This window comes from Aeromonas sp. R9-2, assembly GCF_040908025.1.
Classification (GTDB): domain Bacteria; phylum Pseudomonadota; class Gammaproteobacteria; order Enterobacterales; family Aeromonadaceae; genus Aeromonas; species Aeromonas veronii.
Genome location: NZ_JBFOCX010000024.1, coordinates 182,742 through 203,573, shown reverse-complemented (window position 1 = coordinate 203,573; position 20,832 = coordinate 182,742). Strand labels below are relative to the sequence as shown.

Genomic DNA, 20,832 nt, shown 5'->3' with positions numbered 1-20,832 from the left:
GTCTTGGTGAGCATTTGGCCTCTGATGCAAATAATCACGTAGTTTTTTTACGATTTATCCCCCTTGCCCCCTTGCGGGCGCGCCGCAGCCTGCCTAAAATCGCGCGTCTTTTGTTAACCCCCCACTCTATTTTTGGAGAACGCCACGTGAGCGAAAAATTGGCCAACCCTGCCCCTCTGGGTCTGATGGGTTTCGGTATGACCACCATCCTGCTGAACATCCATAACGCAGGTTTCTTCCCCATCAGCGCCATGATCCTGGCCATGGGCCTGTGCTACGGCGGCATCGCCCAGATCATCGCTGGCATCATGGAATACAAGCGTGGCAACACCTTCGGTGTGACCGCATTCACCTCCTACGGCCTGTTCTGGCTGAGCCTGGTGTTCCTGCTGATCATGCCGACCATGGGTCTGGCCGAAGCCACTCCGCACGCCTACATGGGTTGGTATCTGCTGATGTGGGGCATGTTCACCCTGTTCATGCTGGTTGGCACCATCAACTACCCGCGCGCCAAGCAGTTCGTGTTCGCCTCCCTGACCGTGCTGTTCTTCCTGCTGGCCGCCCGTGACTTCACCGGCAGCACCCTGATCGGCACCATCGCCGGTTTCGAAGGCATCATCTGTGGCGCCAGCGCCATCTACCTGGCCATGGCCACCGTGATCAACGAACAGTTCGGCCGCACCGTGATGCCGATCGGCGATCACAAAAAAGCCGCCGCCGTACAGCTGAAAGCCGCTGCCTGATAGGCAAGCCACTCAGATTGTGAAAAAGGCACCCTCGGGTGCCTTTTTGCTATCTCGCAAAGATGACGTTCCTGCGCACACATCTTCCCTTTTCAGCCCTACATCCGGATATCCGTCTCTAGCTATTCGGCACTCCTGATACACCTATTTGTGGATATATCCATCAACTAAATAAGGCTCTCTCGGGCCACCACAAGGGATACAGTTTGTTATTCGGTATGAAGCCGTATGACCACTCCCTTTTGTTGGCAACTGTCAGGTGAATACCATCTCCATACATGTAATTTAAATCAAAGTGCCGACCAAGTTATCAGTACTTTTATCTCCCTATGTAAGTTAAAAATTCACTGCGGCGTTAAATCTAATATCCCAGAGGTCAAGGTCCTGACGCCCGATACTGTAATAACCGGTGATAACTTCAAAACGCTGATGACGCTGAGGGGCTACCGCCAGTGCAATCCGTGCAGATCCACTCCACGGGGTCGTACTTTCCATTGTCAGATTTTCATTCAGGATCTGACCATCATTGGGACGCTCAATATCATAACGAACCCCAAGACGCAGGGCCGGTATAATTTGAACCCCATCGGTTGTGGTGAAAATACGACTGATATCCCCTGATGCTTCACTGGTGGCATATTCAAAAGAGTTTTCATTAACCCGCAATGTCACGTTATAAATCTGGTTTGCATAAGGCAATGAGCCTGTGTAATTAAACGCATCGGATTTATTGTGACTGTAAAAGAGGGCAAGCTTGGGCCGCAGCAGATATTCACCAACGTCGTAGCCGCCGGTCAGGTTGGCTGAGATCAACCCGGTCGTTGTCTTGAAACTCCCTTTAAGTACATCGAGTTCGGTATCGTTATCAGTTCGTCCCCATGCAGCCCAGCCATCCAGCAGCCAGTGCGTATCTAGCCTATAGCCGCCATATGGCCCAACAAAGAAGCTGTCCCCCTCATTTCGTACCGAACTGCCAAACGTGCCAAGAGAGGTTTTGCTATTGGCAAATGCAATACCGCCCAGCCCGTCTTTACCAAGGGAGCTGTGTATACCGATCAAAAAGCTGTTGGCATGTCCGGATGTGTCTATCTCGTTACGATCATCGGAGACTCCGGTATGGCGTACATCAGTCCATACCTGCCACAACCCCTTTTGACTGGCAATATCTTCAAATTGGTCAAGCCCGACAACGACACGATCTGAAATACTGAGGGAGCCGCTCAAATAGCCCATCAAGGCATCTGCACTGATACTGGTCACAATATTGCGGATCGGGTCACTCCCACCGCCGGTGCCACCACCACTACCACCATTGCTGCCATCCCCACCGCCGGTTCCGCCACCAGTTCCACCATTGCCGCCACCCCCACCGCCGGTTCCGCCACCACTTCCTCCATTGCTGCCGCCACCACCTCCGGTTCCTCCACCAGTGCCACCGTTACTGTCTCCCCCATCGATCGGGGGAATATTTGGAAATACCGGATTGTTCTGGTTTCTCGAATCGAGGAAGCAGTTGAAAGAACCATCCGCATTGAGGAGATCCAGTTTGTGAGTCCCGTTAAGGTCATCAAGTACTACAGGTGAGACACTCAAGTGCAACGACGCGCGGTTTGCATTCCAACTATCGATTTCAGATACCCCGGGAGCAGAGAGGCGAAAATTACCCCCGGAACCTGGACTTGAAAGCCATAGTGATACCGAATTGTCAGCCGAACGCCCAAGAAACTCTAGATGCTGCCCCGGTTGCCTGTTCGGGCAATCCGCCGCCCATGCTGTTGGCAAGCAGATACTGGTAAGGCAGCCAATTCCCAAAATACGTGAAATCATTATGTCCTCCTGACACTACGTTATCTCACTGACATCCTTGCATGACTTTTAGCATTACCCACAAACAGGTCACTCGATGCAATGGGTAAAGGAACAAATCAATCTGACAAGTTCAAATCGCAGACTATTTTAGTATCCACACTGTTTCTGGTCTCCTGTAATAAAATTCGTTTAGCGCCTGAATCGCGATGATTGATTAAATCAAACCACTTTAAAACCCATAAAAAATGCCGCCCATCGGGCGGCATTTTTATTAGAGATAACGGGCTAACGGGAATTACCAGCCGGTGACTTCGCGCAGGGCCTTGCCGATATCGGCCAGGGAGCGGACGGTTTTCACGCCAGCATCTTCCAGCGCGGCAAACTTCTCGGCGGCAGTACCCTTGCCACCGGAGATGATGGCGCCAGCGTGGCCCATCCGCTTGCCGGGAGGGGCAGTAACACCGGCGATATAGGAGACCACCGGCTTGGTGACGTGGGCCTTGATATAGGCGGCCGCGTCTTCCTCGGCGTTGCCGCCGATCTCGCCGATCATCACGATCGCTTCGGTCTGCGGGTCGTTCTGGAACATCTCCAGAATGTCGATAAAGTTGGAGCCCGGGATGGGGTCGCCACCGATACCGACGCAGGTGGACTGGCCAAAGCCCTCGTCAGTGGTCTGCTTGACCGCTTCGTAGGTCAGGGTGCCGGAGCGGGAGACGATGCCCACCTTGCCCGGCTTGTGAATGTGGCCCGGCATGATGCCGATCTTGCATTCACCCGGGGTGATCACGCCCGGGCAGTTGGGGCCGATCATCCGTACGCCGGTCTCTTGCAGCTTCACTTTGACGTCCAGCATATCCAGCGTCGGGATGCCTTCGGTGATGGTGACAATCAGCTTGATGCCCGCGTCGATCGCTTCCAGGATGGCATCCTTGCAGAACGGCGCCGGCACATAGATGACGGAGGCGGTGGCGCCGGTCGCTTCGACCGCGTCACGGACGGTGTTGAACACCGGCAGGCCCAGATGGGTGGTGCCGCCCTTACCCGGAGAGACGCCGCCCACCAGCTGTGTACCATAGGAGAGCGCCTGCTCGGAGTGGAAAGTACCCTGACCGCCGGTAAAGCCCTGGCAGATGACTCGGGTGTCCTTGTTGATCAGTACGCTCATCAGTTGGCCTCCGCTGCTTTGACGACTTGCTGCGCGGCATCGGTCAGACTCTTGGCCGCAATGATGTTGAGGCCGCTCTCGGCCAGCTTGATACCACCCAGCTCGGCGTTGTTGCCTTCCAGACGGACCACGACGGGCACCTTGACCCCCACTTCCTTGACCGCACCGATAATGCCTTCCGCGATCATGTCGCAGCGCACGATACCGCCAAAGATGTTGACCAGCACCGCTTTGACGTTGCTGTCGGAGAGGATGATCTTGAACGCCTCGGTTACGCGCTCCTTGGTGGCGCCGCCGCCGACGTCAAGGAAGTTGGCCGGCTTGCCGCCGTGCAGGTTGACGATGTCCATGGTGCCCATGGCCAGACCCGCGCCGTTGACCATGCAGCCGATGTTGCCATCGAGGGCCACATAGTTCAGCTCCCACTGGGCGGCGTGCGCTTCGCGGGGATCATCTTGTGACGGGTCGTGCATCTCGCGCAGCTTGGGTTGACGATACAGTGCGTTGGCATCGATGTTGATCTTGCCATCCAGGCAGTGCAGGTTGCCCTGCGCGGTGATCACCAGCGGGTTGATCTCCAGCAGCGCGAAATCGCAATCCAGGAACATCTGGCCCAGACCCATGAAGATCTTGGTGAACTGTTTGATCTGATCGCCGACCAGACCCAGTTTGAAGGCCAGTTCGCGGGCCTGATAGGCCTGCGGACCCACCAGCGGATCGATAGCCGCCTTGTGGATCAGATGGGGGGTTTCGTGGGCGATCTTCTCGATATCCACGCCACCTTCGGTCGAGGCCATGAAGACCACGCGACGGGAGCCACGGTCAACCACGGCGCCCAAGTAGAGCTCTTTGGCGATGTCGGTGCAAGATTCCACCAGGATCTTGGTGACCGGCTGGCCGTTGGCATCGGTCTGGTAGGTCACCAGATTTTTGCCAAGCCAGTTTTGGGCAAAAGCACGGATCTCATCCTTGCTCTTGGCCACTTTCACGCCGCCCGCTTTACCGCGGCCACCGGCGTGTACCTGGCATTTGACGACCCAGGTATTGCCGCCAATCTTGTCGGCCGCTTCGGCTGCTTCTTGTGGGGTAGCACAGGCATAACCTTCGGAGACCGGCAGGCCATACTCGGCAAACAGCTGTTTTGCCTGATATTCATGCAGATTCATAGATGCTCTATCCGTGTTGTAGGTATTTCCGTCCGGGGCTGGTGTTTCTCAATCCCCTGTGAATGGGGGCCTGGGCGGCCCCTCGTTATCTTTCAATCGCTCGGGTATTACTCAAACGTCCAGCAGCACGTTCGGCTCGGGGCGCAAACCCCTTGCCCGGGTGCCACAGGCTTAGACGTCCAGCAACAGACGGGTCGGGTCTTCCAAGAGCTCCTTGACGGAGACCAGGAAGCCTACCGATTCGCGCCCGTCGATGAGACGGTGATCGTAGGAGAGCGCCAGATACATCATCGGCAGGATCTCGACCTTGCCGTCAACGGCCATCGGGCGATCCTGGATCTTGTGCATGCCCAGAATGGCGCTCTGGGGCGGGTTGATGATCGGGGTGGACATCAGGGAGCCGAACACACCACCGTTGGTGATGGTGAAGTTGCCGCCAGTCAGTTCATCCACGGTCAGCTTGCCGTCACGGCCCTTGCCCGCCAGATCCTTGATGGCCTTCTCGATGTCCGCCAGGCTCATGTTGTCGCAGTCGCGCAGCACCGGCGTCACCAGACCACGGGGGGTGGAGACGGCGATGCTGACGTCGAAGTAGTTGTGGTAAACCACGTCATCACCATCGAGCGCCGCGTTCACTTCCGGATAGCGCTTGAGGGACTCCACCACCGCCTTCACGTAGAAGGACATAAAGCCGAGCTTGATGCCGTGCTTCTTCTCGAAGATCTCGCCGTACTGCTTGCGCAGATCCATGATGGGCTTCATGTTGACCTCGTTGAAGGTGGTCAGCATGGCGGTGGTGTTTTTCGCTTCCAGCAGACGCTCGGCAATGCGCTTGCGCAGACGGGTCATCGGTACCCGCTTGTCGGTACGACCACCCAGCGGAGTAACCTTGGCTGCCGGAGCGGCAGCGGCGACCGGTGCGGCTGCCGCAGGCTGGCTCTTGGCCTTGATGAAGGCTTCCACATCATCCTTGGTGATGCGACCGCCCTTGCCGGTACCGGTCAGCTTGGTCACATCGATGTCGTGCTCGCCAATCAGGCGGCGCACCGAGGGGCTCAAGCCATCGGCACCATCATCGGCCACCGCTTCAGCGGGTTTCTCTTTGGTCTCTTCACCGGCCACCGGAGCGGCGGTGAGGATGGCAATCAGTTGACGGGACAACACAGTCGCCCCTTCCCCTTGCAGAATATCCCCCAGCACACCGGCTTGCGGTGCCGGTACTTCCAGCACCACCTTATCGGTCTCGATGTCGACCAGCACTTCGTCACGGGCGACCAGATCGCCCGGTTTTTTGTGCCAGGTGGCGATAGTGGCATCGGCCACTGATTCCGGCAGATCCGGTACCTTGATTTCGATAGTCATCCAATCAGTTCCTTTTTACTTCTATGCCAGAGGCTTTACAGGGTAAGGGCATCTTCCACCAAGGCTTTTTGCTGCTTGGCGTGGACAGACATGTAACCGACGGCCGGTGAGGCGGACGCCGGACGACCGGCATAACGCAGGGTAGCTCCGGCTGGCAGCACGCCATCGTAGTGGTGACGGGTGCAGTACCAGGCGCCCTGGTTCTGCGGCTCTTCCTGACACCAGACAAAGTCGGTGACGTGGCTGTAATCGGCCAGAATGGCGCGCACTTCCTCTTCCGGGAAGGGGTAGAGCTGCTCAATTCGCACCAGTGCCACATCTTGCTGCTCGGTCTTGCGACGGGCATCGAGCAGGTCGTAGTAGACCTTGCCGGAGCAGAAGACCACACGCTTGACCGCTTTCGGATCCAGCGCATCGATCTCGCCGATGGCATTCTGGAAGGTACCTTCCGCCAGCTCTTCAAGCTTGCTCACCGCCAGCGGATGGCGCAGCAGGGATTTGGGCGTCATGACGATGAGCGGACGGCGCATCGGGCGCACAACCTGACGACGCAGCATATGGAACACCTGCGCCGGGGTAGAGGGCACGCATACCTGCATGTTGTGCTGGGCGCACATCTGCAGATAACGCTCCAGACGAGCGGAGGAGTGCTCCGGCCCCTGCCCCTCGTAACCGTGCGGCAGCAACATGGTCAGGCCGCACATCCGGCCCCACTTCTGCTCACCGGAGGAGAGGAACTGATCCACCACCACCTGGGCACAGTTGGCGAAATCGCCGAACTGGGCTTCCCAGATGGTGAGGCCAGCTGGCTCGGCGCTGGCGTAACCATATTCAAAGGCCAGTACCGCGTTCTCGGTCAGCACAGAGTCATACACCTCGAACGGGCCCTGTTCGTCGTGCAGGTTGCACAACGGGGTATAAGTGCTGGCATCGGTCTGGCTGTGGAGCACAGCGTGGCGGTGGAAGAAGGTGCCACGGCCGGAGTCTTCACCGGTAAAGCGGATGCGGGACCCCTTGTCCACCAGAGTGGCGTAGGCCAGGGTCTCGGCAAAGCCCCAATCCACCAGCTTCTCGCCAGCGGCCATCAGACGGCGGTCTTCGTAAATCTTCTCGACCTGACGCTGCAGCACGTGGGTCGCCGGATACTGGCTCACCCGCTCGCCGAGGCTCTTGAGGTGATCCATCGGCACGGCACTCTCATAGGCCATGTTCCAGTCGTGACCGAGATAAGGGGTCCAGTCGACGGAGTGTAGCTCCATCGGCCGCCACTCCTTGCTCACCCGCTCGCCGCGATCCAGCGCTTCACGATACTCGTTGACCAGTTCGGTCGCCCGCTCCTGAGCGAGGCTTCCCTCGGCCACCAGCTGATCGGCGTAGATCTTGCGCGGGGTCGGGTGCTGCTTGATCTTCTGGTACATCAGCGGCTGAGTGGCGCTCGGCTCGTCCGCTTCGTTGTGACCGTGACGACGGTAGCAGACCAGCTCGATCACCACGTCGCGTTTGAAGGTGTTGCGGTAATCCAAGGCAATCTGGGTCACCAGCACCACGGCTTCCGGATCATCCCCGTTGACGTGCAGCACCGGCGCCTGCACCGCCTTGGCGATGTCGGTGCAATATTCGGTGGAACGCAGGTCACGGATATAGGAGGTGGTGAAACCAACCTGGTTGTTGATGACGATGCGCACCGTCCCGCCGACACCATAAGCACGGGTCTGGGACATGTTGAAGGTCTCGGCCACCACGCCCTGACCGGCCATGGCCGAGTCACCGTGAATGGTGATGGGCAACACGCTGGAGCCATCCTTGTCACCGCGACGATCCATACGGGCACGGACCGAGCCGATGACCACAGGGTTGACGATCTCGAGGTGAGAGGGGTTGAACGCCAGCGCCAGGTGGACGTTGCCACCCGGGGTGGCGAAGTCGGAGGAGAAGCCCATGTGGTACTTCACATCACCGGTACCCCAGGATTCGCCATGCTTGCCGGCAAACTCGTCGAACAGATCCTGAGCGCGCTTGCCCAGCACGTTGATCAGCACGTTGAGGCGACCGCGGTGGGCCATACCGATAACGGCCTCTTTGCAGCCCTGCTCACCGGCGCGACGGATCAGCTCCTTGAGCATGGGGATCATGGCGTCGCCACCTTCCAGCGAGAAGCGCTTGGCTCCCGGGAACTTGGCGCCCAGATATTTCTCCAGCCCTTCGGCAGCGGTCAGGCTCTCGAGGAAACGGGTCTTCTCTTCGAGGGTGTAGCTCCCCTTCCCTTCAATGGATTCGAGACGCTGTTGCAGCCAGCGCTTCTCTTCCGTGGAGGTGAGGTGCATGTAGTCGGCGCCGATGGAGCCGCAATAGGTCTTCTTCAGCGAGGCGTAGAGGTCGGAGAGCACCATGGTCTCGCGACCGATGGCGTAGGAGCCCACATTGAAGGTGGCCTCCATATCTGCGCCCTGCAGGTTGTGGAACGCGGGATCCAGTTCGGCAACGGTTTCACGCTGCCACAGGCCCAGCGGGTCCAGATTGGCATTCTGGTGACCACGGAAACGGAAGGCGTTGATCAGCTGCAATACCCGCACCTGCTTGGCATCCACTTGCGGATCGGAGACGGGGGCACTGTAGCGAGAGGGATCCTTGGCCAGACGACGGAAATAATCGCGGACCTGGGAGTGGGGTTGTTCAACCGCATGGCCATTGACCTGGGGCAGCTCGCTAAACAGGCTGCGCCACTCGTCGGACACGGAGTCAGGATTTTCCAGGAAGGATTCGTACAAATCCTCAATATAGCTTGCATTCGCACCAGCCAGGTGAGATGACTCCAACCAGGCCTTCATCACGCCGTTATGCATTTCTATCCCTTGTACTTCTTGTTACTGCTGCGCAGCTTGTAGGGGTCAAATAGCCATCCTGCCACGGGTGGGATGGCTATCCAGAGGTCGGGCCAGCACCTGGCCGGCCCTGATACTAAACAGCCCGATTGAGCAACATCGACTTGATCTGGCCAATCGCCTTGGTCGGGTTCAAGCCTTTCGGACAGACGTTCACGCAGTTCATGATGCCATGGCAGCGGAACACGCTGAAGGCGTCGTCCAGATTCCCCAGTCGTTCGGTGGTCGCGGTGTCGCGGCTGTCAGCCAGCCAGCGGTAGGCGGCGAGCAGCCCGGCCGGACCGATGAACTTGTCGGGATTCCACCAGAAGGAGGGGCACGAAGTGGAGCAGCAGGCACAGAGAATGCACTCGTACAGGCCGTCAAGCTTGGCGCGCTCTTCGGGGGATTGCAGGTGCTCACGCACCGGCGGCAACTTGTCATCATTGATGAGGAAGGGTTTGACCTTCTCCCACTGGGTGTAGAACTGGGTCATGTCGATCACCAGATCACGGATCACCGGCAGGCCGGGCAAGGGGCGGATAACGACGTTATTGCCCTTCTTCAGCAGGTCGGAGAGCGGGGTGATACAGGCAAGACCGTTCTTGCCATTCATGTTGAGACCGTCTGATCCACAGACCCCTTCGCGGCAAGAGCGGCGGAAGGCGAGCGTGGGATCCAGCTCTTTCAACTGGATCAGTGCGTCGAGCACCATCATGTCGGAACCTTCAGGAATATCAAGACGATATTCCTTCATATGGGGGACGTTATCAACATCCGGATTGTATCTGTAGACAGAGAATGTGACGTTCATAGGGCTGGCTCCGCAATCAGTAAGTCCGGACCTTGGGCGGGAACGCCTCACGGGTCTTGGGTGACATGTTGACAGCGCGACGGGTCATGGACTCGGTGTCCGGATGATAGAGGCTGTGGCACAGCCAGTTCTCATCGTCGCGATCCGGGAAGTCGAAGCGGCAGTGAGCACCGCGACTCTCGGTACGGAAGTTGGCGGCAACCGCCGTGGCAAACGCCGTCTCCATCAGGTTGTCCAGCTCCAGGCACTCGATGCGCTGGGTGTTGAACTCTTTGGAGGTGTCATCCAGACGGGCTGACTTGAGGCGTTCGCGGATAACCTTGAGCTCGGCCAACCCTTCTGCCATCGCAGCACCTTCGCGGAACACCGAGAAGTTATTCTGCATGCAGCGCTGCAGGTCTTTGCGGATCTGCACCGGGTCTTCCCCGTCACGGCAATTTTCCCAGCGGTTGAAGCGGGCCAGTGCGGCATCCAGATCCGACTCGGAAGCATCGCGGCCGTGATCCATCTCGCCCAGGGTGTTGACCAGATGCATGCCGGCAGCGCGGCCAAACACCACCAGATCCAGCAGGGAGTTGCCACCCAGACGGTTGGCACCGTGTACGGAGACGCAGGCAATCTCGCCCACCGCAAACAGACCGACCACCGGTACATCGTTGCCATTCTTGTCCTGAGTCAGGCACTGGCCATTCACGTTGGTCGGCACGCCGCCCATCATGTAGTGGCAGGTCGGAATGATCGGGATCGGCTCTTTGACCGGATCCACGTGGGCGAAGGTGCGAGAGAGCTCGCAGATCCCCGGCAGACGGGATTCCAGCACCTCTTTGCCGAGGTGATCCAGCTTGAGCTTGATGTGCGGGCCCCAAGGACCATCGCAGCCACGGCCTTCACGGATCTCGATCATGATGGAGCGGGCCACCACGTCGCGACCGGCCAAGTCCTTGGCGTTCGGGGCGTAACGCTCCATGAAGCGCTCGCCATCTTTATTGAGCAGATAGCCGCCTTCACCACGGCAACCTTCAGTTACCAGCACCCCTGCCCCGGCGATGCCGGTCGGGTGGAACTGCCACATTTCCATGTCCTGCACGCCGACGCCGGCACGCAACGCCATGCCGACACCGTCACCTGTATTGATGTGGGCATTGGTGGTGGACTGGTAGATACGACCGGCACCGCCAGTCGCCAGCACGGTGGCCTTGGCCTTGAAGTAGACCACTTCACCGCTCTCCATATCGATGGCAGTACAACCCACCACATGGCCATCCTGGTTTTTCACCAGATCCAGCGCATACCACTCGGAGAAGACGGTGGTCTTGTTCTTGACGTTCTGCTGATAGAGGGTGTGCAGCAGGGCGTGACCGGTACGGTCGGCGGCCGCTGCGGTACGGGCAGCCTGCTCGCCACCGAAATTCTTGGACTGACCACCAAACGGACGCTGGTAGACAGACCCGTTGTCGAAACGGGAGAAGGGCAGCCCCATGTTCTCCAGCTCATAGATAGCCTCGGGGCCGGTTTTGCACATGTACTCGATGGCTTCCTGATCACCGATGTAATCGGAACCTTTTACCGTGTCATACATATGCCACTGCCAGTTGTCATCGTGGGCATTGCCCAGCGCAACCGTGATCCCGCCCTGGGCGGAGACAGTGTGAGAACGGGTTGGAAAAACCTTGGACAACAGAGCGCAGCTCTTGCCGGACTGGGCAATCTGCAGCGCGGCGCGCATACCGGCACCACCGGCACCAATCACCACCGCATCAAATTCACGAGTTGGAATAGTCACCTTACACACCCCACAGCACGACGAAACCCGTCATCAGATAGACAAACAGCACCACGACCAGGGCAAATTGCAGCGCCCCGCGCAGCCCTACCGGCTTGATATAGTCAGTCAGCACCTGCCACAGACCAATCCAGGCGTGGATCAGTACGCAGAGCAGGGTCAACAGGGTGAATACCTTGGTGAATGTTTTGGCGAAGAAGCCTGCCCACACCTCGTAGGTGATGTCGTTGAACGCGACAAAGCCCACCAGATAGAGGACATAACAGGTCATGATGAGGGCGGTGGCGCGGATCAGGATGTAATCGTGAACGCCGCTGCGCCCGAAGGTTGCAGAATTGGTTACCATACAAGCACTCCCGCCAATACAGCCAGGATCGCGGTGATCACGAAGGCCACGCGGGCGCTCTGATTGCCGGATTCCAGCTCTTCCCAATAGCCCATATCCATGACCAGATGACGCAAGCCGCCCACAATGTGGTATGCCAGCGCAGTCAGGATCCCCCACAGCACGAGTTTGACCAGGAAGTTGTCCATGATGGCAACCACGGTTTCAAACCCTTCGGGAGAGGCGAGTGAAGTACCAAGCATCCACAGCAAGATGCCCAGTGCAACAAAGGTAATGACCCCTGAAACACGGTGCAGGATGGATGCAATGGCAGTGACAGGAAAGCTGATCGTCTGTAGGTCGAGGTTGACCGGTCTCTGTTTGTTTTTCACGCTTGCCCACTCAGCTCCATTGAGCACGTTAGTTATTGTTTTAACTCACACTTGAGGGCACGGAATGGTGATTGTTGGTTTTTTGTTACCAAAACACTCTGAAAAAGCCAAAACGCGAGTTTTCGGTTTCACATCAGGCTTTGCCAAAGCGTTTCAAACACCCGCAGCCATGACCCACGTGGCGCAGTATATCGGCGGCCTTAACCGAAGACAATCAATTAGCTACAAAGAAAACACAAAACCGCAAACTCGATCGCATATTTAATTTAACATTTCATTAATGCCATTAATGGGGTTTCAGCAAAATTGACATTGATAAGGAACTCTGTTTCAAATAAGGCGCTCCAGCCACTTCGGTATGGGTAACAACCTTTGCCAGCGTCATAAAAGTCGTAATAGAGTAGGACTGGAACCAAATTATAAAGAGCAAAGGAGACGTGCTATGGCTGATAAGATAGCCACCCTACACCTGCCCGGAAAAGATCCGGTCGAACTGCCGATCCTCTCCGGCACCATCGGCCCGGATGTCATCGATGTCAGAAAATTGGGATCACAGGGGTATTTCACCTTTGACCCCGGTTTTATGGCCACCGGTTCTTGCAAATCTGCCATTACCTACATTGACGGGGATCAGGGTGTCTTGCTGCACCGTGGTTACCCCATCGCCCAGTTGGCCACCCAGGCCACCTATCTGGAAGTCTGCTATATCCTGCTGTACGGCGAAGCGCCGACCAAGGCGCAATATGCCGAATTCGAACGTCTGGTCACCCGCCACACCATGGTGCACGAGCAGATCGCCTTCTTCTTCCGCGGCTTCCGTCGTGACTCCCACCCCATGGCCATCATGTGCGGTGTAGTCAGCGCCCTCTCCGCCTTCTATCACGATGCCCTCGACATCAATAACGAGCAGCATCGCGAGATCTGTGCCTTCCGTCTGCTCTCCAAGATGCCGACTCTGGCCGCCATGTGTTACAAGTACTCCATCGGCCAGCCGTTCATGCAGCCGCGTAACGCCCTCTCCTATGCCGGTAACTTCCTGCACATGATGTTTGGCGTGCCGACCGAAGAGTACAAGGTCAACCCCATCGTTGAACGCGCCATGGATCGTATCTTTACCCTCCATGCGGATCACGAGCAGAACGCCTCCACCTCCACCGTTCGTCTGGCTGGATCCTCCGGTGCTAACCCGTTCGCCTGTATCGCCGCGGGGATCGCCTCCCTGTGGGGACCGGCCCACGGTGGTGCCAACGAAGCCTGCCTGCGCATGCTGGAAGAGATCGGCTCGGTGGATCGCATCCCCGAGTACATCTCCAAGGCCAAGGACAAGAATGATCCGTTCCGTCTGATGGGCTTCGGTCACCGTGTCTACAAAAATCACGACCCTCGTGCCACTGTGATGCGCGAAACCTGCCACGAAGTACTGACCGAGCTGCAGATCAAGGATCCGCTGCTGGACGTGGCCATGGAGCTGGAGCGTATTGCGCTCTCCGACCCCTACTTCGTCGAGAAGAAACTCTACCCGAACGTGGACTTCTACTCCGGCATCATCATGAAGGCGATCGGCATCCCGATGAGCATGTTCACCGTGATCTTCGCCATCTCCCGCACTATCGGCTGGATTGCGCACTGGAACGAGTTCCACTCAGACCCGGACAGCAAGATTGGTCGCCCACGCCAGCTCTACGTGGGCCACCCGCTGCGCGAGTTCACTCCACTCGAGCAGCGCTAACCACTGCGCTGATATGGTTTGTTACAAAGGCGGTCATTGACCGCCTTTTTGTTTGCCGCTCTAATGCCCCCTTTCGCGTTAAGGAGTCCATTATGAAACCACTGTTTATCAGCGCAGCCTTGCTGCTGACCGCCTGCCAGAGCGCCCCCGCCTCGTCACAGGGGGAGACCCTCTATATCAACAGCCAGTTGGTCGATTGCGTCGGGGTTGGCCCAATGCAGTGCATGCAGGTTCGCAGTGATGAGCAGCAGCCCTGGACGCTGTTCTACCAGAATATTGAAGGTTTCCAGTTCGAGCCGGGTTACCGCTACCAGCTCACTGTCAGCAAGGAGCAGCTCACCGATGTGCCGGCCGATGCCCCCTCCGTGCGCTATCAGCTGATCAAGGTGGTGAACAAGGTCGCCAGCAAGTAACAAACACGATCAAAAAACGGGGGATGGCTGATGCCATCCCCCGTTGGTTTATGGGTACTGCGCCTCATCAGGCACGATCAGGTCGGCGCCAGCGCCATATGCAGCAACGGATAGGGCTTGCCCTGACCATCCAGCGGCGAGCGACCCGTCACTGTGAATCCCATCTTCAGATAGAAGCCCACCGCCTGTTCGTTCTGCTCGTTAACGTCAACCAGCGTCGCGCCGCACTGGCTGATGGCATGGGCCACCAGCAAACGCCCCACGCCACTGCCGCGCGCCTCGGGAGCCACAAACAGCATCTCCAGCTTGCCCTCGTGTACCCCGCTAAAACCCGTAATGTGCCCCTCTTCTGTGCGGGCACAGTGCAGTGTCACCGCATCGAAGTAGTGCTCCAGAATAAGCGGTTTGAGCGCGAGGATCTCGGCCTCGGGCAGAAAGTGGTGGGTCGCCCGCACCGAAGCCTCCCACAGATCGATCAGGGCCGGATAATCGGCCCGGGATACCGGAACAATCGTCATAAAATAACTCGATATGATAACCAGCGGGAAGAGACACCTTCCCGCTGGCAACGGTGATTAACGCGCCTGCACCGCCTGCAGCAGCACCGACATATCAGCGCCAAAGTTGCGGCTGCAGATCGCTTCGCGAATATCCGCTTCGCTATAACGGCTGCCCGGATAGACCACCACGCAGGAGGTGTCGCCCGGTTTGAGGAAGTGGGTCTCGCCAAACGGGGTATAGCGGGTGGCACCGATACTGATGAGCGCATGGGGAGGATGTCCCGCCTGCGCCAGCAGTCCCTGAATGTGCTCCGCCGGCCCTTCATCCTGCTGATGATTGAACTTGTCGATGGCCCAGTCGAGCAGCTTGCCGTGGAAGTAGCTGTAGTCGATGGCGGCGCTGTCTACCCCGTAGGCGTGCAGCTCGCCATCGCGCTCCAGATAGCAGGCGATACGATAGTCATCGAGCTCGCAACCGGCGGCAAAACCGGAAAGCGGCAGCAGCTTGGCCGCCAACCCCTTGCTCTCTTCGCCCCAGTTCTTCTTCTCGCTGATCTTCTTGGCGTTGGGACGGCGGATGGAGCAGTCGTTATAGGCACCAAAGGCGCGGGGATGGATCGCCACCACCTGCTTGCCGGCATACTCCAGCTCGCACCAGAGGGCTACTTCCGGCTCGATCTGCACCTTCTCGTCACCGCTGACCGCCGCTTCCGGCAGGAAGATCGCCTTGTCGCTCAACGGGAATACCCCGAGCTGACCCGGATGGCCCGGCACAAAGAAGGGAAACAGCGCCTTGGGCGCCGTGGTGTCGCGCACGACTACCGCTACGAAGTCCGATGCTTCGCCCGCCTGCTCCAGATGACCGGCGAAATTGCCCGCGACCCCGAGTCCGATAAACTTGCTCTCTGCTGCTATCTGCATCTTGCTCACCTGCATCTTGCCCACGCAAGGTAGCAGGCCCGTCACCCACTACCGCTAAAGTGGCAAGATTAAACCACAAGGGGCCCGCCTTCGCCCAGTCCGGCCCTGTCGTGATGTGCGCCAGTCCGCTTTTTTAGGGACGAGAAGGCTGTGGCGAACCAGCGATTGCGCACTCATTCAGCTACGCGGTCACCGCGCTGGAAACAGTGCGTTTCCGACCTATCCCCTCTTTCTCCTTGGGACTCAACTTCATCTTTGTTAGGCTGCCTGCCACACAGGCTCACAGAGGGATCTTCTTGATGTCACAGGCGCACTTTCAGGGCCGCTTCGAAGTCGAGTTCAAATATCAGCTGACGGATCGCCCCGCCTTCCTCAAGGCACTGCTCGCCCTCAATCCGGAGATCATGCTGGAGGATAATCTGGAGCAGGATCGCTACTTCGACACCCCGGATGATGCCCTTGCCCAGGCTGGCAAAAGTCTGGCTATCCGCACCATGCAGCCCTCCGGCATCCAGCTCTGGATCGTCAAGGGGCCCGAGACGGATCGCTGCGAGGCGGTCAATATCAATAATGCGGACAAGGCCGTCAGCATGCTCTTGACCATGAACTACCGGCAGATACTCGTGATCACCAAAAGGCGCAGCATCTACTTTATTGGCCCGTTTCACGTCACCCTGGATCATCTGGCCGAGATCGGGGATTTTGCCGAGCTCGCCATCATGACCGATGACGAGGAACGCCTCCCGGCGTTTCGCCAGCAACTGCTCGCGCTGGCAGATCAGTTGGGACTTTCTCCCGATGCGCAGGAGCCTCGCTCCTACCGCACCCTGTACATGCAGGCAATACGCACCACATAACCAGAGGATGCAACTCAATGATCGACAAACTCGCCTGGCTCACCTTTAAAGATCAGCAGCTGCTCTGCGCCCGCTCCCACGGCAAGGACATCTATTACATCCCAGGCGGCAAGCGGGAACCGGGCGAGAGCGACGAGGCGGCGCTGATCCGCGAGATTGAGGAGGAGCTGGCCGTTACCCTGCAGCCCGATACCCTGCGCTTTGCCTGCGAGTTCAGCGCCCAGGCCGATGGCAAACCGGCAGGAGTCGTGGTGAGACTGCGCTGTTACACCGGCGAAGCGAGCGGCACCCCAATCGCCTCGGCAGAAATTGCCGAGCTGCGCTGGCTCGACAGCTCTCACCTCGATGAGCTCTCCCCCGTCTCCCGCCTGCTGTTTACCTGGCTGGTTGAGCAGAAGCTGATCCGCTGACAAGCCGTACTCGCGGCGAGCATAAGTACCTACCTCATATGAACCAACGGTGGCAATCAGCCACATAACAGCGCAACGACAAGGATGTCAGATGAACGTTGTGGAAGTTAAGAGCGCAGCAACCTACCAAAGTGCACGCAACGCCGAGGCTCCCTTGCTGCGACAGTCATCTTCTACAAACCGCTCTGACCATCCCCTATGCCTTATACAAATACAGCAGGGCCGCACCAAGCGGCCCTGCTTGTTGCCAGCGTGACTGTTTGTTGCAGCAATATGGCTTGCGACGGATTGCCACGATAGAGCCATTGCTCCTGTATGCCTCAACACCGCCAATTGCTCACCCCAAAATACAACCAAATAAACAGAAAGATTAATTAATGATTAAAACACCCCCCTTTTCTTCTTCATCTATTGCCTCATCAGGCGTATCGTGAGAGACCCATTTGATAATCAAATCTATGTTGTTCACTGCCTTGAGGAATAATGGATGCCCACTTTGCCTCGTACAGTTACCTCCCCCAAAAAGTTCATCATCGGTCAACACCTTCTCCCGCAACTCCATGAGCACGTTAAAGATTTTGGTGACTATGCGTTGCTCATCAGCGATGAGTTCATTCTGGAGCGGGTACGGGAAGAAGCTTTGGCGGGGCTCCTGCAGGCAGGCCTCAGGGGAGTGGTCGACAAGTTTCGCTATGAATGCACCGAACAGGAGATCCACCGCCTGACCCACCTTGCAGAGCAATATGGTGCGAACGTGATTGTCGGGATCGGCGGCGGCAAGACGCTGGATGTCGCCAAGGCCGTGGCCTTCTATCTGCGCCGTCCGGTTGTGCTGTTCCCGACGATTGCCTCCACAGATGCCCCCTGCACGGCACTGGCGGTGATCTACAACCAGGCGGGGGAATTTGAGCGCTATCTGTTCCTGCCGCAAAATCCGGACGTGGTGCTGGCTGACACTGCCATCATTGCCGCCGCCCCTCCCCGCTTCTTTTCCGCAGGCGTTGGCGATGCCCTGGCCACCTATTTCGAGGCGCGCGCCTGCTATCGGGCGGACGGGCTCAATCTGGTCGGCAAGCGCCCTTCACGTACTGGCCTTGGTCTGGCACAGCTCTGTTACGAGCTGCTTGGTGAGAACATCGAGCTGGCCATGGATGCGATACGCCACCATGTCTCGACTCCGGCGCTGGAGCAGGTTATCGAGGCCACCATCTACCTCAGTGGCGTCGGCGCAGAAGCCGGTGGGCTGGCCGCCGCTCATGCAATCAACAATGGCATGTCACTGATCGCGGATCTCCATCGTGCCCAACATGGCGAGAAGGTGGTCTTCGGCCTGCTGACCCAACTCGTGCTTGAGCGCGCCCCGCAACATGAGCTTGATGAGGTGTTTCGCATCATCGACTGTGCAGGCCTGCCCATGACACTGCAAGAACTGGGGCTCACCCACTTTGATGAAAGCGAGTGGCGCAAGGTGGCGCAGCTGGCCTGCGATCCCCTCGATACCATGGGCAACATGCCGATGACAGTGAGTGAACAGGATGTCTACGCCGCCATGGTAGCGGCCAATGCCATGGCTGAGCGTTATCGCCTCTGCCATCCCCGCATCTGATTGCTTGCCGCACTAAATAGGCAAACAGTAAAAAGGCTTGCCCATTGGCAAGCCTTTTTCATCTGCATCCCCCCCCTTGTCGGGATAGACGAAAGTCCGCGTTGACTCAGGGGAGTTTCACCGCTCGCACTTCAACCTCTGGCAGGGCGAAGGCATCTTGCGCGGTGATGAGTTGCAGCTCGTAAGCCTGCTGGCGCCAGGTCTCCTGCAGCACCGCATCCACCGAGGCGTTGGTGCGCTCGAACGCGCTAACCGCATCGTGACCGGCCAGCAAATTGGCCAGCATCAGGGCGCTGATAAGATCGCCAACCCCCACCGGCTGGCGGGCAAAGTCGTAGAGCGGACGGGCAATCAGGTAATCCCCTTGCGGGGTCGCCAGCAGCATCTCGAAGCGGCTGGAGTCCTGCGCCGCACGACCGAGATGCTTGACCAGCACCAGCTTGACGCCGCGGGCCAGCAGCTGATGGGCAGCCGCGCGGGTCTGATCCAGATCAGCCAGATGGGTATCGCAGAGGGTCTCCAGCTCCAGCAGGTTGGGGGCCATCATGTCGGCCACCGGCAGCGCCTGCTCGGTCAGGAAACGGGTGACGCCGGGAGCGACGATACACCCCTTCTCCGGGTGCCCCATCACAGGGTCGCAGAAGTAGATTGCATCGGGGTTGGCCGCCTTGACGGCGTTGACCACGGTCAGGATCTCGTCTCCCTGTTCGGCGGAGCCAAGATAACCGCTCAGCACGGCGTCACACTGGCTCAACACCTCGATATTGCCCAATCCTTTCACCAGCGCACTGATATGACCCGCCGGCATCGCCATTCCCTGCCACCCCTGGGCATATTGGGTGTGGTTGGAAAACTGCACCGTGTTGATGGGCCATACATCCATACCAAGGCGACGCATGGGGAAGACGGCCGCGCTGTTGCCGGCACAACCAAAGACCACGTGGGACTGAATAGAGAGAACGGATTTCATCGGGAATACCACAGCAAAGGATCAGCAAGGTGGGCAATATATCGGATGAAGATAACGATGCGCCACCTTGGCGCGGGATGAACAGGCAATTTCCTGACTAAAGACAGGTTTTTTACGCCATATGGCCCGCGTCAACAGGGTGAGCGGCGCCATGATCCGCCGCGTCCGTCCGTCACATCCCGTTACGTTCAACAGCATGACGGGCAAAGTGATAGACCCATCCCTCATCACAAGGCATGTCACTGGGTGGCGAAATCAGCTCAGGCAATACCGTCACCTTGCCACCAGCGGCATATTGCAGCGCCATCAGGGCGCAGAGCGCCGCATCGTAGCGATCGGTGCCGACCAGCACATCCGCAGGCAGCTGTGCCGCCAGCTCGGGCCATGCCGGGGAGGCCTTGCCGCCCACTTTGGCCAATGCCGGATAGACCTCCAGCACGGCGCGACTGGTCTTCGGAGCAACGGTCGGCACCAGTTGCAGATCCGAGAGTCGCGGCAGCATGGAGAGCGCTAGGGTGGCGTTGTTGCCGAGCCGGTCGAAGGTAGCCGACAGCGGCTTCTTGCCGTACTGCTGATACAGCCAGCGCTCGCAGTCGCGGTAGGCGTAGGGGTTGTCTATCTCCCGCTCGGGCACGGCACAGCTGTGTGGCTGGCCATTGAGCAGATCCCGCAAGGCACGGGGAAAGGCGAGCGGAGCATCGATACCGAGCGCCAGTTGCGGGCAGGCTTCTACCTGCATCAGGGTCAGCTCGTTTTGCAGGGCCGGACGCAGCAGGGCGGCCAGATCCGGCGCCACCCGCGAGCTCAGACGAAACAGCGGCGACACCCCGAGCCAGTGCAGGCGGTTGGATTCGGCCTGCCAGCCCACCACGGCCACCGCCTGGGCACTGCCCTGCCAGCCACGCACATCCCAGCCGATCCCGATTGCACTCATTTGCCCTGCCGTCATCAATTACCTCTGTTCGCCTGTCACAAGTTGCAAGAGGCACAGGGTAATCAGCAG

19 protein-coding genes are annotated in these 20,832 nt (G+C 58.3%); 6 read left to right on the top strand and 13 right to left on the bottom strand.

Annotation, left to right across the window (positions count from 1 at the left end):
* The first annotated feature begins 146 nt into the window (after positions 1-146).
* Positions 147-743, top strand: a complete 597-nt coding sequence (locus tag AB5Y71_RS10060) for a GPR1/FUN34/YaaH family transporter (protein ID WP_005336948.1) — start codon at positions 147-149, stop codon at positions 741-743.
* Positions 744-1,079: 336 nt separating this feature from the next.
* Here the strand turns inward: AB5Y71_RS10060 and AB5Y71_RS10055 are convergent, their stop codons facing one another.
* The 9 genes from AB5Y71_RS10055 to sdhC form a co-directional block, all read right to left on the bottom strand.
* Positions 1,080-2,570: an autotransporter outer membrane beta-barrel domain-containing protein gene (locus tag AB5Y71_RS10055; RefSeq protein WP_368171479.1), complete on the bottom strand. Its 1,491-nt coding sequence runs from the start codon at positions 2,568-2,570 to the stop codon at positions 1,080-1,082.
* A gap of 277 nt (positions 2,571-2,847) precedes the next feature.
* A complete protein-coding gene (gene sucD / locus AB5Y71_RS10050; RefSeq protein ID WP_005333542.1) occupies positions 2,848-3,720 on the bottom strand; it encodes a succinate--CoA ligase subunit alpha in 873 nt (290 codons plus the stop codon).
* On the bottom strand, positions 3,720-4,886 hold the full coding sequence (gene sucC / locus AB5Y71_RS10045) for an ADP-forming succinate--CoA ligase subunit beta (protein ID WP_005361097.1): 1,167 nt from the start codon (positions 4,884-4,886) through the stop codon (positions 3,720-3,722). Before sucC ends, sucD begins: the two co-directional genes overlap by 1 nt.
* A gap of 171 nt (positions 4,887-5,057) precedes the next feature.
* Entirely contained in the window at positions 5,058-6,248 is a 1,191-nt protein-coding gene (gene odhB, locus AB5Y71_RS10040; protein WP_043824260.1) for a 2-oxoglutarate dehydrogenase complex dihydrolipoyllysine-residue succinyltransferase, read from the bottom strand.
* 35 nt (positions 6,249-6,283) lie between these two features.
* Positions 6,284-9,091 carry a 2-oxoglutarate dehydrogenase E1 component gene (gene sucA, locus AB5Y71_RS10035; RefSeq protein ID WP_368171478.1) on the bottom strand — a complete coding sequence of 936 codons (2,808 nt, stop codon included), beginning with the start codon at positions 9,089-9,091 and terminating at the stop codon, positions 6,284-6,286.
* 115 nt (positions 9,092-9,206) lie between these two features.
* Positions 9,207-9,923, bottom strand: a complete 717-nt coding sequence (locus AB5Y71_RS10030; protein WP_005333549.1) for a succinate dehydrogenase iron-sulfur subunit — start codon at positions 9,921-9,923, stop codon at positions 9,207-9,209.
* 16 nt (positions 9,924-9,939) lie between these two features.
* Positions 9,940-11,706 (bottom strand): succinate dehydrogenase flavoprotein subunit, encoded by a 1,767-nt coding sequence (gene sdhA, locus AB5Y71_RS10025; RefSeq protein WP_040066317.1) that lies wholly within the window; start codon positions 11,704-11,706, stop codon positions 9,940-9,942.
* Position 11,707: 1 nt separating this feature from the next.
* On the bottom strand, positions 11,708-12,052 hold the full coding sequence (sdhD, locus tag AB5Y71_RS10020) for a succinate dehydrogenase, hydrophobic membrane anchor protein (RefSeq protein ID WP_005333558.1): 345 nt from the start codon (positions 12,050-12,052) through the stop codon (positions 11,708-11,710).
* Entirely contained in the window at positions 12,046-12,423 is a 378-nt protein-coding gene (gene sdhC, locus AB5Y71_RS10015) for a succinate dehydrogenase cytochrome b556 subunit (protein ID WP_005333571.1), read from the bottom strand. Before sdhC ends, sdhD begins: the two co-directional genes overlap by 7 nt.
* Positions 12,424-12,865: 442 nt before the next feature.
* On the opposite strand from sdhC, the gene AB5Y71_RS10010 reads away from it, so the two are divergent.
* Positions 12,866-14,152 carry a citrate synthase gene (locus AB5Y71_RS10010; protein WP_307896687.1) on the top strand — a complete coding sequence of 429 codons (1,287 nt, stop codon included), beginning with the start codon at positions 12,866-12,868 and terminating at the stop codon, positions 14,150-14,152.
* Positions 14,153-14,244: 92 nt separating this feature from the next.
* Positions 14,245-14,565 carry a DUF4377 domain-containing protein gene (locus AB5Y71_RS10005; protein ID WP_019446103.1) on the top strand — a complete coding sequence of 107 codons (321 nt, stop codon included), beginning with the start codon at positions 14,245-14,247 and terminating at the stop codon, positions 14,563-14,565.
* A 77-nt stretch (positions 14,566-14,642) separates the two neighbouring features.
* Here the strand turns inward: AB5Y71_RS10005 and AB5Y71_RS10000 are convergent, their stop codons facing one another.
* Positions 14,643-15,083, bottom strand: a complete 441-nt coding sequence (locus AB5Y71_RS10000; RefSeq protein WP_307896686.1) for an acetyltransferase — start codon at positions 15,081-15,083, stop codon at positions 14,643-14,645.
* A gap of 57 nt (positions 15,084-15,140) precedes the next feature.
* Positions 15,141-15,986 (bottom strand): DUF5718 family protein, encoded by an 846-nt coding sequence (locus AB5Y71_RS09995; RefSeq protein ID WP_118854763.1) that lies wholly within the window; start codon positions 15,984-15,986, stop codon positions 15,141-15,143.
* 299 nt (positions 15,987-16,285) lie between these two features.
* Between AB5Y71_RS09995 and AB5Y71_RS09990 the strand changes: the two genes are divergently transcribed.
* The 3 genes from AB5Y71_RS09990 (at position 16,286) to AB5Y71_RS09980 (ending at position 18,859) form a co-directional block, all read left to right on the top strand.
* Positions 16,286-16,843, top strand: a complete 558-nt coding sequence (locus AB5Y71_RS09990; RefSeq protein ID WP_307896685.1) for a class IV adenylate cyclase — start codon at positions 16,286-16,288, stop codon at positions 16,841-16,843.
* A 17-nt stretch (positions 16,844-16,860) separates the two neighbouring features.
* Complete coding sequence (locus AB5Y71_RS09985) at positions 16,861-17,253, top strand: NUDIX domain-containing protein (RefSeq protein WP_159143829.1); 393 nt, start codon at positions 16,861-16,863, stop codon at positions 17,251-17,253.
* A gap of 487 nt (positions 17,254-17,740) precedes the next feature.
* Entirely contained in the window at positions 17,741-18,859 is a 1,119-nt protein-coding gene (locus AB5Y71_RS09980) for a glycerol dehydrogenase (protein WP_307896684.1), read from the top strand.
* A gap of 106 nt (positions 18,860-18,965) precedes the next feature.
* Here the strand turns inward: AB5Y71_RS09980 and pdxY are convergent, their stop codons facing one another.
* On the bottom strand, positions 18,966-19,829 hold the full coding sequence (gene pdxY, locus AB5Y71_RS09975; RefSeq protein ID WP_043824274.1) for a pyridoxal kinase PdxY: 864 nt from the start codon (positions 19,827-19,829) through the stop codon (positions 18,966-18,968).
* Positions 19,830-20,001: 172 nt separating this feature from the next.
* Entirely contained in the window at positions 20,002-20,778 is a 777-nt protein-coding gene (locus AB5Y71_RS09970) for a DUF429 domain-containing protein (RefSeq protein WP_307896683.1), read from the bottom strand.
* Positions 20,779-20,832: the final 54 nt, after the last annotated feature.

What these genes read in the sequence shown, in the direction of transcription:
- AB5Y71_RS10055 (WP_368171479.1), bottom strand. Translation starts at nt 2,570, where the DNA reads ATGATTTCACGTATTTTGGGAATTGGCTGCCTTACCAGTATCTGCTTG.
- sucD (WP_005333542.1), bottom strand. Translation starts at nt 3,720, where the DNA reads ATGAGCGTACTGATCAACAAGGACACCCGAGTCATCTGCCAGGGCTTT.
- sucC (WP_005361097.1), bottom strand. Translation starts at nt 4,886, where the DNA reads ATGAATCTGCATGAATATCAGGCAAAACAGCTGTTTGCCGAGTATGGC.
- odhB (WP_043824260.1), bottom strand. Translation starts at nt 6,248, where the DNA reads ATGACTATCGAAATCAAGGTACCGGATCTGCCGGAATCAGTGGCCGAT.
- sucA (WP_368171478.1), bottom strand. Translation starts at nt 9,091, where the DNA reads ATGCATAACGGCGTGATGAAGGCCTGGTTGGAGTCATCTCACCTGGCT.
- AB5Y71_RS10030 (WP_005333549.1), bottom strand. Translation starts at nt 9,923, where the DNA reads ATGAACGTCACATTCTCTGTCTACAGATACAATCCGGATGTTGATAAC.
- sdhD (WP_005333558.1), bottom strand. Translation starts at nt 12,052, where the DNA reads ATGGTAACCAATTCTGCAACCTTCGGGCGCAGCGGCGTTCACGATTAC.
- AB5Y71_RS10010 (WP_307896687.1), top strand. Translation starts at nt 12,866, where the DNA reads ATGGCTGATAAGATAGCCACCCTACACCTGCCCGGAAAAGATCCGGTC.
- AB5Y71_RS10005 (WP_019446103.1), top strand. Translation starts at nt 14,245, where the DNA reads ATGAAACCACTGTTTATCAGCGCAGCCTTGCTGCTGACCGCCTGCCAG.
- AB5Y71_RS10000 (WP_307896686.1), bottom strand. Translation starts at nt 15,083, where the DNA reads ATGACGATTGTTCCGGTATCCCGGGCCGATTATCCGGCCCTGATCGAT.
- AB5Y71_RS09995 (WP_118854763.1), bottom strand. Translation starts at nt 15,986, where the DNA reads ATGCAGATAGCAGCAGAGAGCAAGTTTATCGGACTCGGGGTCGCGGGC.
- AB5Y71_RS09990 (WP_307896685.1), top strand. Translation starts at nt 16,286, where the DNA reads ATGTCACAGGCGCACTTTCAGGGCCGCTTCGAAGTCGAGTTCAAATAT.
- AB5Y71_RS09985 (WP_159143829.1), top strand. Translation starts at nt 16,861, where the DNA reads ATGATCGACAAACTCGCCTGGCTCACCTTTAAAGATCAGCAGCTGCTC.
- AB5Y71_RS09980 (WP_307896684.1), top strand. Translation starts at nt 17,741, where the DNA reads ATGCCCACTTTGCCTCGTACAGTTACCTCCCCCAAAAAGTTCATCATC.
- pdxY (WP_043824274.1), bottom strand. Translation starts at nt 19,829, where the DNA reads ATGAAATCCGTTCTCTCTATTCAGTCCCACGTGGTCTTTGGTTGTGCC.
- AB5Y71_RS09970 (WP_307896683.1), bottom strand. Translation starts at nt 20,778, where the DNA reads ATGACGGCAGGGCAAATGAGTGCAATCGGGATCGGCTGGGATGTGCGT.